Origin of the sequence: Pelagimonas varians (assembly GCF_003208435.1) — a bacterium.
GTDB classification, from domain to species: domain Bacteria; phylum Pseudomonadota; class Alphaproteobacteria; order Rhodobacterales; family Rhodobacteraceae; genus Pelagimonas; species Pelagimonas varians.
The window spans coordinates 26346-39932 of record NZ_QKMF01000019.1; the positions used below are offsets into that span (position 1 = coordinate 26346).

Here is a 13587-nt window from a genome sequence, read left to right on the forward strand (position 1 = left end):
GCTTATTCAGTCCAGCGCACGCCGGTCAAATCCGTGGCTTGTGTCGGCTGATTGAGCCATAACCCCTCAAGGCGGGCATCTGCGACTGTTGGATAGGCCAGTTGAAACAGGTAGCCGTTCACATAATCCTCGGAGATGATGGTCTGCGCCTTTGCCATCAGATCGGCGCGGGCGGTTTCATCTGTTGTGCCGGTTAGCTCGGTCATCAAGGCTTGGAAATCAGCATTGTCATACTGGAAATAGTATTCGGGCCGCGCGTAGATCCCGATGTCAAAAGGTTCCGTGTGGCTGACAATGGTCAGGCCGAAATCCTTGCCACGGAACACTTCTTCCAGCCATTGGGCCCATTCCAAATTGCTGATTTCCGTCTGGATACCGACGTCGCGCAGTTGGGCAGCAATGATTTCACCGCCGCGGCGGGCGTAGGATGGAGGTGGCAATTTGAGCGTGGTGGTAAACCCGTCCGGCAGGCCTGCTTCGACAAGCAGGGCTTTGGCCTTTTCGGGATCATAATTCGAGTTGCCGGTCAGATCGACATAGGCTGGGTTATGCGGGGCGAAATGGGTGCCGATCGGGGTGCCCAGACCAAACATAGCCCCGTCGATGATATCTTGCCGGTTGATTGCATGGGCGATGGCCTTGCGGACAAGGACATTGTCGAGTGGCGGCAAGAGGTTGTTGGTTGAGAGAATTGTTTCACCTTCGGTCGATCCAACAAGCACCTGAAACCTTGGGTCTGCTTCAAACTGTGGCAGGTTTTCGGGGGCCGGATAGCCCGCAAACGCATCAATGTCTTGGGCCATCATCGCGGCAAAACCGGCGGTCGGGTCAGAGATAAACTTGAAAGTCGCCTCTGTCAGAGCGGGTTTTTCGCCCCAGTAGGCGTCATTCTGGGTCAGTTTAATGCTGTCGCCCTGTTTCCATTCGGCGAACTTGAAAGGACCGGTGCCAATCGGGGTCTGCTTAATGCCCTCAATGGATTCGGGCGCGACGATCACAGCATCCCCCCAAGCCATATTGAACAGAAAATTTCCGTCGGGCGCGGATAGGATGACTTCGACCACCATCGGGTCGACAACATTCACTTCGGCAATTCCGGCGAAAAGCGCCTTTTGGGCATTGGCGCTGTCTTCGGCGCGGGCCCGATCCAAGCTGAATTTGACATCGCCTGCGTTCATGCTGGTCCCGTCATGAAAAATCACGCCGCCTTGCAGGGTAAAGGTGTAGATCAAGCCGGTGTCACTGATTGTCCAGCTTTTGGCCAGGCCGGGCACCACGGCACCGGTTTCGGTGAAACGTGTCAGACCTTCGAAGACGTTTGAGTATAGAACGCTGTCGATGGCACCGGCGGCTGCAGATGTCGGATCCAAATGCGGTGGTTCTAGCTGAATGGCGATGGTCAGATCGGTTTGCTGGGCCTGTGCAGCGCCAGCTAGAAAGGTCGCAGCCAACAGGGCTTTGCGAAAATGTGTCATCATGGTCTCCCTACACTGCGCCAGTTTTTGGGCGCTTAACGGTGAGTGTTCCCGCGAAACGCGCGGTAATCAAGCCTCTGTCGCACAATCCACTCTGGTTCTGCATCGCAGCGACTGATACACCGTCGCGAAATATTCTTGCGTGGAGGATGCTGATATGAGCGCGACTGCAAAGAAACGGGCCCCGATGCCGGATGATATTCGGGCCCGCAAGGGGGGCGAACCGCTGGTCAGCCTGACCGCGTATACAACGCAGATGGCAGAACTGATGGACGCACATTGCGATTTCGTTCTGGTTGGCGACAGCGTTGGAATGGTGTTGCACGGCTTGCCTTCGACCTTGGGTGTGACGATGGAGATGATGATCATGCACGGGCAGGCCGTGGCGCGGGGATTGTCCAGCGCGATGATGGTCGTTGATATGCCTTTCGGATCATACGAAGAAAGCCCACAGCAAGCGTTTCGCAATGCAGCGCGGATCATGTCTGAAACCGGCGCGGCAGCGGTCAAACTTGAGGGCGGCGTGACAATGGCTGAAACCATCGCGTTTCTAGTGGCGCGCGGCATTCCGGTGATGGCGCATATCGGGCTGACTCCGCAATCGATCAACACATTAGGCGGGTACAAGGTACAAGGGCGCGGCGATGCTGGCGACGCTTTACTGGCAGACGCGCAGGCAGTTTCCGAGGCCGGGGCCTTTGCCGTGGTTTTGGAAAAAGTGCCCGCGACGCTGGCGGACACAGTGACAGCAGCGGTTGCGATTCCGACGATTGGAATCGGGGCATCGGCAGGCTGCGACGGGCAGATTTTGGTTGTGGACGACATGATTGGATTGTTCACAGCCTTCAAAGCGAAATTCGTCAAACGCTACGCAAATCTGGGTGCGGATGCAGAGGCGGCTTTTGCCGAATACGCCCGCGAGGTGCGCGCGCGCGAGTTTCCTGCGGTTGAGCATTTGTTTGCGGATACGTTGCCGGAGAAAAACAAATGATCCCGCCTATTGTCCGAACAAAGGCAGAGTTGCGCGCACAGGTTGCGAATTGGAAAGCAGCAGGTGAAACCGTGGGTGTTGTGCCAACGATGGGAGCGTTGCATCAGGGGCACCTGAGTCTTGTTCGCGCTGCTGAAGAGGCGTGTGATCGGGTGATTGTGACGATTTTTGTGAACCCCAAGCAGTTCAATAATCCGGAGGATTTGGAAAATTATCCCCGCACAGAGAATGAGGATGCGCAAAAGCTGTCCCATCACCGCGTGGATATGGTTTATGTTCCGGGGCCAGATGAAATTTATCCGGCTGGCTTTGCCACAAACATTTCAATTTCAGGGCTGACCGAAGTGCTGTGCGGGGCCCATCGGCCGGGCCATTTTGACGGTGTTGCGACGGTTGTGACCAAGCTTTTCACCCAGACCCGTGCCGATCAGGCGTTTTTTGGCGAAAAGGATTTCCAGCAATTGCAGGTGGTGACACGGTTGGCAGTTGATTTGGATTTGATGACCAAGGTTGTTGGATGCCCGACAATTCGGGAAGAAGATGGATTGGCAATGTCGTCGCGCAATCTCTTGTTGTCAGACCGTGCTCGTATCAAGGCACCTGTGCTCAGCGAAACCATGGAGGATATGGCAGATGGGTTGCGGGCGGGTCAAACGTTGGCCGAGTTGAAAGCTGATGCGGAAAAACGGATATTGGCGGCAGGCTTCAATAAGGTGGAATATCTTGACCTGCGCGCCTGCGATGACCTGAGCCTGCTTGAGACCCCGACGCGACCTGCGCGACTATTGGCGGCCGTCTGGTTGGCGGGCGTTAGGCTGATCGACAATATCGCAGTGTGAAAGGTGGGTGGGCTTGCCGTTGGCAAGCCGCTGTTTTGGCGAGGCCAAAAATCGCCCCACCCACCATCCCGCAACGCTAAGACAGCAGTAGTTTTTGCAAGCTGCGGGCCATGACTTTGGCGCTGTCCAGCATATCGCCAACCTCAATAAATTCGTCAGGCTTGTGGGCCATTTCCAGATCACCGGGGCCGTAGGCGATGCAATTCTTTAGCGTCCCGATCCGGTCTATATGCTTTTGGTCATAACTGCCGGGCGAGGCGACATAGTCGGGGTCCTGACCTAAAACATCTCGAATGGCTGCGCTGACTGTTTCCACAACAGGCGCATCTTTGGCTGTCATAGAAGGGATCACACGGTTGATTTCGCGCAATTCATAGTCAAACCCCGGGCGGTTGGTTTTCAGATCATCCAAAAGGCCGACAATTTCGGTCTGCGTGGCATCAATCCCTTCTTCGATCAAAAACCGCCGATCAATCACGATCCTGCAACTGTCAGGCACACAATGCGCAGGCAGGCCTGTGTAATCAGCGGGTTGTTCCGGCTGACCGCCGTGGATGGAATTGATGTTCATCGTTGATTGTCGTGCACCGTCGGGGATCACCGGCATATCTGTCCAACGCGCGGCCATGGCCGGGTACAATTTTTCCTCAAACGTATCCAGAACCGCCGCCATGTGTCGTACCGCGCAATCGCCCAGAAAGGGCATGCAGCCATGGGCAATTTCACCCTTGGTTTCGATTTCTGCCCACCATCCACCGCGATGGCCAAGGCAAATCCGATCGTGCCCCAACGGCTCCGGGATGATCACATGCTGCACACGTTTGGGGTCAAAATATCCCTGCTCGGCCAAATAGGCGACGCCGCCATAGCCGCCAGATTCTTCATCCGCGGTGCCGCTGATTTCGATAGCGCCCCTATAGTCCGGGTGCGCTTCGATAAAGGCTTCTGCTGCGATGATTGATGAGGCAAGCCCGCCTTTCATGTCGCAGGCACCGCGCCCATAAATCCGGCCATCTTCCAGCGCACCGCCAAAGGGATCGCGTGTCCAGCCGTGGCCGACTTCGACCACATCTGTGTGGGAATTAAAGTGGACGCAATCGCCGGAGGATGCCCCTTCGCGGCGGGCAACCATATTCCAGCGTGGATAGCGGTCACTGTCTCCGGGTGCCTCAAAGGCACGCACTAAAGTGCAAGAAAATCCTTTATTCTCCAGACGCTTGGATAAGTATTCGCATATGTCGCGATAGTTTTCTCCAGGCGGGTTCAAGGTCGGGATGCGGATCAATTCTTGGGTCAATGCGATCAAATCATCGCGCTTGCCGTCTATCCTGCTGCTGATCGCCTGAAAATCATTGTTGCTCATGTTGCCTCCGAAACCGGAGTGTTTACACGAAGTGCGGGTGATGCAACCCCTATGGCATTTGAAACAGGGGCGCAGGCCCGAGCGGGATCAATCCCAAGGACATTTGCCCGTTTTGCAGCGTCAATGGCAGGTCCAAAGTGTCGGTGCGCCCTTTGAGGCCTGCCACGATGGACAAGCCCTGAACCAGCTTTTCGGTGATGCTGCCCGGAAGATGTTGGTCCAGCCGCGCTTGTTCTAACGCGCTTTGCCAATTCACCGCCCTCAAGGTCAGCTTGCCCGAAGCCCGTCCGGTAGGGGCGATTGTCAAATCCCCGGCGAGATCCAGATCGAGCACAGCCAGCTTATAGGACATCAAGGACACATCGATATGTTCGGGTTGCGGGCGGCCGTCTTGCAATGCTGATGCGGTCCAGTCTTTGTCAAAGGTGATCACGGTATTGATTTGGGTGTTGTCGACGCGGCCCTCAGCCAGCGGGGTAAGTTTGCCTTCGGCGCGGGCTATTGAATCGGCAACAAATCCAAATTGATAGAGCTTTTCGTCCTGCCGCAGCAGCGCGGCCTTTGCATTGGCGATGGCGACGCCGTGCCAGTTCAAAACATCGGCTTCTGCGTTCAGCCGGTCAATTATCCCCTCGTCGGTGAACACAAGGCTGGCCCGCAACCCATCGCTGGTGATTTCATAGGTTTTTCCAGCGGCTGTGACCGTCTGAACCTCGGGGAAAATTACAATCTTGTGGTCCCGTTTGTAGGTCAGAGCAAAAATTTGGATGAAATCGGCCTCCCAAAGGGCGTTGGTGTTGGGGTTTGCCAAGGCAATATCGCTGATGGTGACGTCCAACCGGTTGGGAAAACCGCGAACGGCCAAATCACTGTAGCTCGCAACCCAACCATCAGCTTCGCGCGCGTTAAACCAGGCTTCTATATCGCCTTTGACGGTTTGCGCCGACCAAAACCACCAACTTGCCCAAGCTGATGCAGCCAGAACAACAACCAAGATCAGCCGTTTCATAGGTGCCCCCTTTTCCCGCCGCACATGATGGTGTTTACAGCGGTCATTCAACAAGGACCAGACCATGACACTTTGGGTATTCGGCTACGCGTCACTTTTATGGAATCCTGGGTTTGAGGTGGTGGAAAGCCAACCGGCACGCCTGACTGGCTATACGCGCAGTTTTTGCATGTACTCGATCCACCATCGCGGGACCGAAGACCTTCCCGGTCTCGTCTTGGCGCTGGATGAACATCCCGCTGCGGCCTGTGACGGGTTGGCATTGCGGGCAGCACCGGGGACTGAAGAGGCCGCGCTGGAATACTTGCGCGAACGGGAATTGGTCTCTGCCGCCTATCTAGAGCGGTTTTTGCAGGTGGATTTGCAAGATGGCCGCACAGCCGAAGCGGTTTCCTATGTGATTGATCGCGATCATGTCCAATACACCGGTGAATTGTCGTTGGAACGGCAGGCGCAAATCATTGCCAAGGCCGATGGCGGGCGCGGCCCGAATTGCGAATATCTTTACAATACTGCTGCACATTTGGACGAATTGGGTGTCCCTGATGCGGATTTGCATTGGTTGACGCAGCGGGTCAAAGACCTGCGTGCATAAGAGCTTGGCGAAACGTATCTAATTGATTAGGCTCTCGATAACACAACAAAGGCGTCAGGAGTCCGATGGACAAGCCCGACCTACAGGCCGAGCCGTATTTTTCGCAACCGATCCGCCAAGTCGTTCTTATGCTGGCGGTTTTGGGGCTATCCATTGCGGGCGCTTTTGTAGCGCTGCCGCGGGTGCTGCCGGTATTCGAATCCAACCCTGAGCTGAACGGCTTTATCTTCTTTGTCTTTGTTATTGGTGTGCTGGCCTGTTTCTGGCAGGTGGTGCAGCTGATGTATTCAGTGCGCTGGATCATGCAGTTTGCCAAACCTGGCGACCAAGGGATGCGCGCCAAAGCTCCATTGCTGTTGGCCCCCTTGGCGACCCTGCTGGGGCGTCACGATCGCCGGATGCAAATCAACACGGCCTCGACGCGGTCTATCCTTGATTCTGTTGCGACCCGGATTGACGAAGCACGTGAAATCACTCGCTACATCGTATCTTTGCTGATCTTCCTTGGCTTGTTGGGAACATTCTATGGGTTGGCGACCACCGTTCCGGCATTGGTCGATACGATTCGCGGCCTTGCCCCGCAAGAAGGCGAAGAAGGTGTTGCAGTTTTCAATCGCTTGATGACCGGTCTTGAAAGCCAATTGGGCGGGATGGGCGTTGCCTTTGCGTCGTCTCTTTTGGGACTAGCCTGTTCTTTGATTGTTGGCTTGCTTGAGCTGTTCGCGGGCCACGGTCAAAACCGGTTCTATCGGGAACTTGAAGAATGGCTAAGCTCGATCACCAAATTGGGCTTTTCATCGGGCGACGGCGAGGGGCCTGATTTAGGTGCCGCTGGCATCGTTTTGGACAAAATGGCGGACCAAATGGAACGCTTGCAATTGCTGTTTGCGCGGTCTGAACAGGGACGGGCGGATGTGGACAACCGATTGGCACAGCTGGCGGATTCGCTTGAACGTTTGACTGAGCGGATTGAGGCGACTGCGCCCACGGCAAACTCCATGGCGCGGATTGCCGAAGGCCAAGAGCTGCTTGCCGAGGCGATTAGGGAAAAAGAAAGCAGCGAAGGGCTGGACGCAGAAAGCCGGATGCGGCTTCGTTCCATCGACGTGCAAATGTTGCGGATTCTGGAAGAGATTGCGGCCGGCCGCCAAGAAAGCATGGCAGAGCTGCGCACGGATTTGGCGGCGCTGGGCCGCAAGTTGGGCCAAGCCACCCGTCCGCGTCAGGGCGAGGAGTAACCCATGGCCTTGTCCCGCCGTACCGGAGCCCGTCTTCAGGCCTCGATCTGGCCGGGATTTGTGGATGCAATGACTGGGCTTTTGTTGGTCCTGACCTTTGTGTTGTCGATCTTTATGGCGGTGCAATTTGTGCTGCGCGAAACGATCACCGGGCAAGAAACCGAACTGAATACCCTCGCATCTGAGGTTGCGGCGCTGGCTCAGGCCTTGGGTGTGCAAGAGCGCCAGAATACCGCGCTTACCAATGAGTTGGGTGAACTGCAGGCGTCTTTGAATACCAATCAAGCTCGTTTGTCGGAACAAGAACAGATCATTGCGTCCTTAACGGCCACACGCGATCGGCAAGCAGCGGATCTAGACGAGGCCAGCAGCAAAATCGTTTCCTTTGAAGAACAGGTCGCAGGGCTTTTGGCAGAGAAAGACGATCTGACGGTTGCTTTGGGAACGGCTCGGTCTGAAATCGATGCGCAGATCGAAACGGCCAAACTTGCGGCAGCGAAACGCGAGGCGCTTGAGGCTGTTTTGGCGGATCTTCAGGCCAAAGCAGCCGACCAAGAGACTGAAATCGGGTCTTTGACCTCGCAATTGGATGAAACGCAAAAAGCGCTGACAGACGAAGAAGCGCAGCGTCTTGCAGAAGCCAAGGCAGCAGAGTTGTTGCGCAATGAGCTTGAGAATGCCGGTGCCGAACTGACATCGATGTCCCTTGCATTGGAGGAAGAACGTAAACGCGCCGAGGAAACGTTGACGCTTTTGGCGGCTGCAAGAGAAGCTGAAGTGGGTTTGAATGCGCAACTGGCAGCGGCGCTGATAGCGGGCGAGACTCAAGCGATCAATTTGCAAGCGCAGTTAGATACTGCGGAAGCCGAGAAGCGCGCATTGGAGGCGACCCTTGCAGATGTCCGGGCCCAAGGCACGGATGTCAGCGACCGTTTGGTTGCCCTGCGGGCGGAATTGAACGCTGAGCAAGCGGCCCGCCAACAAGCCGAAGCGGCCTTGAGTGATGAGCAAAAAGCCCGGTCCGAAACCGATCGTGCATTGCAAGCGGCGCAGCAAAACAGCGGTGTAGCTGAAACTCGTTTGTCGGATTTGTCTGCACAGCTGGCCGCTGCTTTGGCCCAGCTGGATCAGGCGGACAGCCTGCGGGCCGAGTTAGACAGCTTAGAAGCCCGAAATTCCGATTTGGTAATGCAATTGTCTGCCGCAGAAGGGCAGGTTGTGGACGTCTCGGCAGCCTTGCAAGCCGCTGAAACAGATCGCCAAAATCTGGAAACTGCGGTGCAGGATGCGCAATCAAAATTTGCCGACGCGCAGGCAGGTCTGGATCGTCTCGATGCGCAAGCTGCGGAATTGGCGGCGCAACTGCAGGCCTCACAGGATCGCGGCGATATTGGCGATGCACGCTATGTCGAACTTCAGGGCAGGGCGGCAAAACTGCAGTCCGAATTGGACGCATCCCAAAAGCGGGCAGACGAACGGTTGGCCAGGATCGAAGCCTTGCAGGGTGAAAATGTGTCGCTTGCCGCGCAACTCTCATCGCTTAGCGGGCAGGCTGCAGGAGAGGCTGAACTTGTTGCGGCGCGCAATCGTGCGCTTCGGTTGCAGATAGAACTTGATGCTGCCCGAGCCCGCGATGCCAGCCGCGATTCGATGATTGCTCAATTGCGTCAGGCCGTGGCGGTCGCCGAGGCACGTGCACTTCAGCAAGACGACGACAGTCGATCTCTGGAAGAACGCTTGGCTGCGGCCTTGGCGGCCCGTCTCGAAGCGCAAGGATCCGTTGAAGACGTTCGCGCCAAACTGGTCGCCGCGTTGGCCGCTCAGAAATCTGCCGAAACAGATTTGGACGCGCAGCTGACAGAAGCGGAAGAGAAACAAGTTTTGTTGTCGGAAGCACGGGAAAAGCTCGCATTAAATGTTGAGCGTGCCAGCAAAGCTGAAAAACAGGCGGAGTTGCTGAACCAACAGGTGTCTGCCTTGCGTCAGCAATTGGGTGAACTGCAAGCCATTTTGGATGATGCTAAGGTGCGCGATATCCAAGCGCAGGTACAATTGCAAAATCTCGGGTCAGAGCTCAACGCTGCAATCGCAAGAGTCGCTTCTGAGGAACGTAAACGCCGCATACTTGAAGAGGCTGAGCGTAAGCGTCTGGAAGAAGAGAAGAAAGACTTAGAGAAATACCGGTCCGAATTCTTTGGACGTCTGCGCGATGTCATCGGTGCCCGCGAAGGCGTGCGGATCGAGGGCGACCGGTTCGTCTTTTCGTCTGAGGTGTTGTTCCCGCCGGGCGAAACAGAATTGTCAGCGCTCGGAAAGCGTGAAATCTCCAAAGTTGCCAATATCTTGCGAGCAATTTCTGATGACATTCCTGACGGGATCGATTGGGTGATCCGTGTAGATGGTCACACCGACAATGTACCTGTTCGCCCGGGTGCGGAGTTCACGGACAACTGGGAGCTAAGCCAAGCACGGGCCCTATCTGTGGTGCGAGTGTTGATAGATTCTTACGGGATTTCACCCAAGCGTCTAGCAGCAAACGGTTTTGGTGAATTCCAACCGATTAATCCAGAAAACTCTGCAGAAGCCCGGGCCCAAAATCGCCGGATCGAGTTGAAGCTGACAGAGCGCTAAACTTGCCTATTCGACAACAAGATGTGTGAACCGATGGGCAATTATTTTGCCCTTGCGGGTTAGCCAGATATTGCCAAGGTAGTCGCCGGTTGCCCAACCGTTTCCTGGGGCTTTGCGGCCAAAAGCCTGCATTTGTTGAATTTTGGGACTTTTCAAAATCATGTCATGGTCAAAAATAATGCCATCCGGTCCGCGCGCCGAGAATCGCAAAACATCACCATGCTCTGCGTAGGCAGCATTCATAAACATGACGATTGGTTGACTGTTGGCAATGCGTTCGGCAAGGGCTGTGCCATCTGACACGGCCTTAAGAGTTGGTACTTGATTTGAAAAACCAGCGGTCAGAAATCCGGTCTGCGTATATGGAATCGGAACTTCCCACATCGAGGCTGAATCCACTTTACACTGATCTAACGGGCCAGGTTGAAATGGATCGACAAGGTCGGTTCCTTGCAGAAGCTGAAAGTGTAGATGGGGGTGATTTGTCTGACCGGACAATCCTACCAATCCCAATGCATCGCCTCGGGAAACCTGGTCGCCTGGCTGGACTGCGATGGACCCCAATTTCATATGGCAATACCACGTTTGCCATCCATCTGAATGATCCAGCACAACTGCATTGCCACAGGCGTTTTGGTCTGTGACACCACGCATCAAGCGGTCGTCTTGCATCTCGTCACGCACGGCACGCACTGTGCCATTTGCAGCAGCGCGGATTTCGACTCCGTGCTCATAGGCGTCATAGCTGACGAGAGCAAAATCTGTCCCCTTATGCCCGTCGCGTGAATTGAAATTGCAGGCATGATCGGTTTGAACGTCGGGCTGTGTGTTGTGATCCACATAGTCGGATATATGGCAGCTGATTCCAATTTCACATTCAATAGGAAGACCCAAGCGAAGCTCCTCCGCTTGGGTATAAGTAGCACAGGCGGCAATTGCCCCGGCCAAGGCAAGGGCTGAAACACGCATCAGTCAGCTGTCAGCAAAGGTGGCTTCTTCTTGGTGCTGATTTTTGGTTTTTCGGGACCTTCGAGGTTCAAAACCAATTCTCCGTTCTTGACCGACACTTTCACAAGGCCGCCTTTGGTCAGCTTGCCGAACAGCAATTCTTCTGCCAGCGGCTTTTTGATGTACTCTTGAATGACCCGGCCCAGTGGACGCGCGCCCATTTTGTCATCGTAGCCTTTGTTCGCGAGCCATTCTGCTGCCGGGGTGGTCAATTCAATCGACACGCCGCGGTCCATCAGTTGTGCTTCGAGTTGAAGCACAAATTTTTCGACTACTTGTAGAATGACCCCCTTCGGCAAGGGTTGGAAGCTGATAACAGCGTCCAGCCGGTTGCGAAATTCCGGTGTAAACGTGCGCTCGATTGCAGCGGTGTCTTCGCCTTCACGGCGATCTCGGCCAAAGCCTATCGCGGATTTTGCTTGCTCGGTTGCGCCCGCGTTCGATGTCATAATCAAGATCACATTGCGGAAGTCCACTGTCCGACCATTGTGATCGGTCAAAGACCCATGATCCATCACTTGCAGCAAGATGTTGTACACATCTGGATGTGCTTTTTCCATTTCATCGAGCAAAAGTACACAGTGTGGATGCTGGTCGATCCCGTCTGTCAATTGACCTCCCTGATCAAACCCGACATAGCCAGGAGGGGCACCAATCAGCCGCGAAACGGCATGCTTTTCCATGTATTCAGACATGTCGAAACGCAGCAATTCCACGCCAAGGTTGTCAGCCAATTGCTTGGCCACCTCGGTCTTGCCAACACCGGTGGGGCCGGCAAAGAGATAGTTTCCGATGGGTTTTTCAGGCTCTCTCAGGCCTGCCCGCGCAAGCTTGATGGCCGATGACAAAGCGTCGATCGCCTTGTCTTGACCAAAAACCACACGCTTGAGGGTTTTTTCCAGATCCTTGAGCATTTCCGCATCGTCTTTAGAGACGTTTTTCGGCGGGATACGCGCAATTTTGGCAACCACGGCTTCAATTTCTTTTGCTCCGATGGTCTTGCGGCGTTTGCTTTCGGCAACCAGATGCTGGGCTGCACCGGCTTCGTCGATCACATCAATTGCTTTGTCGGGCAACTTACGGTCGTTGATATAACGCGCTGCCAGCTCAACAGCGGATTTGATTGCGTCGGCGGTGTATTTCACACTGTGATGTTCCTCGAAATAGGGTTTCAAACCCTTGAGGATCTTCACCGTATCTTCGACCGATGGCTCTTTCACATCGATTTTCTGGAACCGGCGGCTCAGCGCGCGGTCCTTTTCAAAGTGCTGACGGAATTCTTTGTATGTGGTTGATCCCATCGTGCGCAATTTGCCGCCCTGCAAAGCTGGTTTCAGCAGGTTCGACGCGTCCATAGCGCCGCCAGATGTAGCCCCAGCACCGATAACAGTATGGATTTCATCAATAAACAGGACCGCATCTGGGTGGTCTTCCAACTCGGTCACGACGGCTTTTAGACGCTCTTCGAAGTCACCGCGATACCGCGTGCCAGCCAGCAATGCACCCATATCAAGTGAATAGATGGTGGTTTTGGACAAAACTTCGGGTGTTTCACCAGAAACAATTTTGCGTGCAAGACCTTCGGCAATTGCGGTTTTTCCCACGCCGGGATCACCCACCAAAAGGGGGTTGTTCTTGCGGCGGCGGCACAGCACTTGAATGCAGCGTTCAACTTCTGAATCACGACCAATCAAGGGATCAATATCGCCCTCACCAGCTTTGACATTCAAGTCCACACAGTATTTGGCCAACGCGCTTTCTTTTTCGACGCTCGATTGCTGAGGCTCAACATGAGGGGCCTCATCTTCGTCCTCAGCGCCGGAAATCGGGCGGCTTTCGCCATAGGCTTGGTTCTTGGCAACCCCATGCGCAATAAAGTTCACCGCGTCATAACGGGTCATTTCTTGTTCTTGCAGGAAATAGGCGGCATTGGATTCGCGCTCAGCAAAGATGGCAACGAGAACATTCGCACCGGTTACTTCGGTTCGGCCCGATGATTGGACATGGATTGCTGCGCGCTGGATCACCCGCTGAAAGGCGGCGGTTGGTACGGCTTCGGACCCTTCGATGTCAGTGACCAGATTAGCAAGATCTTCATCGACAAATTCAACCAGTGTGGTGCGCAATTCATCGGTGTCGACGGAACAGGCCTTCATAACCCGCACCGCGTCCGGTTCATCAATCAGCGCCAACAATAAGTGTTCCAGAGTTGCGAATTCGTGACTGCGCGAATTGGCCAATGCCAAAGCCGCATGGATTGCCTGCTCAAGGGTATTCGAGAATGAAGGCACGGGTGTGCTCCTCTTGCTTATTCGCTGCCGTTGACTGGTAGCATGTCTTCTTAAAGTTAAAGTTTGGTCGATTACCGCCAAGCTTCAAGGTTTTTCTTCCTTCGGGCACGTCACTTTTATCGTCATTCCCGAAAACGGACGTTATTT

10 protein-coding genes are annotated in these 13587 nt (G+C 54.8%); 5 read left to right on the plus strand and 5 right to left on the minus strand.

From position 1 onward, the window contains the following. Window positions 1-2: 2 nt before the first annotated feature. Window positions 3-1475, minus strand: a complete 1473-nt coding sequence (locus tag C8N36_RS19615; RefSeq protein ID WP_097806488.1) for an ABC transporter substrate-binding protein — start codon at window positions 1473-1475, stop codon at window positions 3-5. 157 nt (window positions 1476-1632) lie between these two features. Here C8N36_RS19615 and panB point away from each other — a divergent pair, with 157 nt between their 5' ends. Then, window positions 1633-2466, plus strand: a complete 834-nt coding sequence (gene panB / locus C8N36_RS19620) for a 3-methyl-2-oxobutanoate hydroxymethyltransferase (protein WP_097806413.1) — start codon at window positions 1633-1635, stop codon at window positions 2464-2466. After that, window positions 2463-3305, plus strand: a complete 843-nt coding sequence (gene panC, locus C8N36_RS19625; protein ID WP_097806414.1) for a pantoate--beta-alanine ligase — start codon at window positions 2463-2465, stop codon at window positions 3303-3305. Before panB ends, panC begins: the two co-directional genes overlap by 4 nt. 76 nt (window positions 3306-3381) lie before the next feature. Here the strand turns inward: panC and C8N36_RS19630 are convergent, their stop codons facing one another. Both C8N36_RS19630 and C8N36_RS19635 read right to left on the minus strand, forming a co-directional pair. After that, a complete protein-coding gene (locus C8N36_RS19630) occupies window positions 3382-4668 on the minus strand; it encodes an acetylornithine deacetylase/succinyl-diaminopimelate desuccinylase family protein (RefSeq protein WP_097806415.1) in 1287 nt (428 codons plus the stop codon). 49 nt (window positions 4669-4717) lie between these two features. Beyond that, window positions 4718-5677 carry a DUF2125 domain-containing protein gene (locus C8N36_RS19635; RefSeq protein ID WP_170125931.1) on the minus strand — a complete coding sequence of 320 codons (960 nt, stop codon included), beginning with the start codon at window positions 5675-5677 and terminating at the stop codon, window positions 4718-4720. Between the two features lie 64 nt (window positions 5678-5741). Between C8N36_RS19635 and C8N36_RS19640 the strand changes: the two genes are divergently transcribed. The 3 genes from C8N36_RS19640 to C8N36_RS19650 all read left to right on the plus strand — a co-directional run bounded on the left by C8N36_RS19640 (window position 5742) and on the right by C8N36_RS19650 (window position 10141). Beyond that, entirely contained in the window at window positions 5742-6272 is a 531-nt protein-coding gene (locus tag C8N36_RS19640) for a gamma-glutamylcyclotransferase (RefSeq protein WP_097806417.1), read from the plus strand. Window positions 6273-6337: 65 nt separating this feature from the next. After that, the gene (locus C8N36_RS19645; RefSeq protein WP_097806418.1) at window positions 6338-7510 is read left to right on the plus strand and encodes a biopolymer transporter ExbB; all 1173 of its coding nucleotides are present in this window, start codon (window positions 6338-6340) and stop codon (window positions 7508-7510) included. Window positions 7511-7513: 3 nt separating this feature from the next. Continuing rightward, a complete protein-coding gene (locus C8N36_RS19650) occupies window positions 7514-10141 on the plus strand; it encodes a peptidoglycan -binding protein (protein ID WP_097806419.1) in 2628 nt (875 codons plus the stop codon). A 6-nt stretch (window positions 10142-10147) separates the two neighbouring features. Here the strand turns inward: C8N36_RS19650 and C8N36_RS19655 are convergent, their stop codons facing one another. Then, complete coding sequence (locus tag C8N36_RS19655; protein ID WP_097806420.1) at window positions 10148-11110, minus strand: M23 family metallopeptidase; 963 nt, start codon at window positions 11108-11110, stop codon at window positions 10148-10150. Continuing rightward, window positions 11110-13440: an ATP-dependent Clp protease ATP-binding subunit ClpA gene (gene clpA / locus C8N36_RS19660; RefSeq protein ID WP_097806421.1), complete on the minus strand. Its 2331-nt coding sequence runs from the start codon at window positions 13438-13440 to the stop codon at window positions 11110-11112. The genes C8N36_RS19655 and clpA overlap by 1 nt, the downstream gene beginning before the upstream one ends. Between the last annotated feature and the right edge of the window lie 147 nt (window positions 13441-13587).

Excerpts from the sequence above, each read along its gene's own strand:
- C8N36_RS19615 (WP_097806488.1), bottom strand. The coding sequence starts at position 1,475 with ATGACACATTTTCGCAAAGCCCTGTTGGCTGCGACCTTTCTAGCTGGC.
- panB (WP_097806413.1), top strand. The coding sequence starts at position 1,633 with ATGAGCGCGACTGCAAAGAAACGGGCCCCGATGCCGGATGATATTCGG.
- panC (WP_097806414.1), top strand. The coding sequence starts at position 2,463 with ATGATCCCGCCTATTGTCCGAACAAAGGCAGAGTTGCGCGCACAGGTT.
- C8N36_RS19630 (WP_097806415.1), bottom strand. The coding sequence starts at position 4,668 with ATGAGCAACAATGATTTTCAGGCGATCAGCAGCAGGATAGACGGCAAG.
- C8N36_RS19635 (WP_170125931.1), bottom strand. The coding sequence starts at position 5,677 with ATGAAACGGCTGATCTTGGTTGTTGTTCTGGCTGCATCAGCTTGGGCA.
- C8N36_RS19640 (WP_097806417.1), top strand. The coding sequence starts at position 5,742 with ATGACACTTTGGGTATTCGGCTACGCGTCACTTTTATGGAATCCTGGG.
- C8N36_RS19645 (WP_097806418.1), top strand. The coding sequence starts at position 6,338 with ATGGACAAGCCCGACCTACAGGCCGAGCCGTATTTTTCGCAACCGATC.
- C8N36_RS19650 (WP_097806419.1), top strand. The coding sequence starts at position 7,514 with ATGGCCTTGTCCCGCCGTACCGGAGCCCGTCTTCAGGCCTCGATCTGG.
- C8N36_RS19655 (WP_097806420.1), bottom strand. The coding sequence starts at position 11,110 with ATGCGTGTTTCAGCCCTTGCCTTGGCCGGGGCAATTGCCGCCTGTGCT.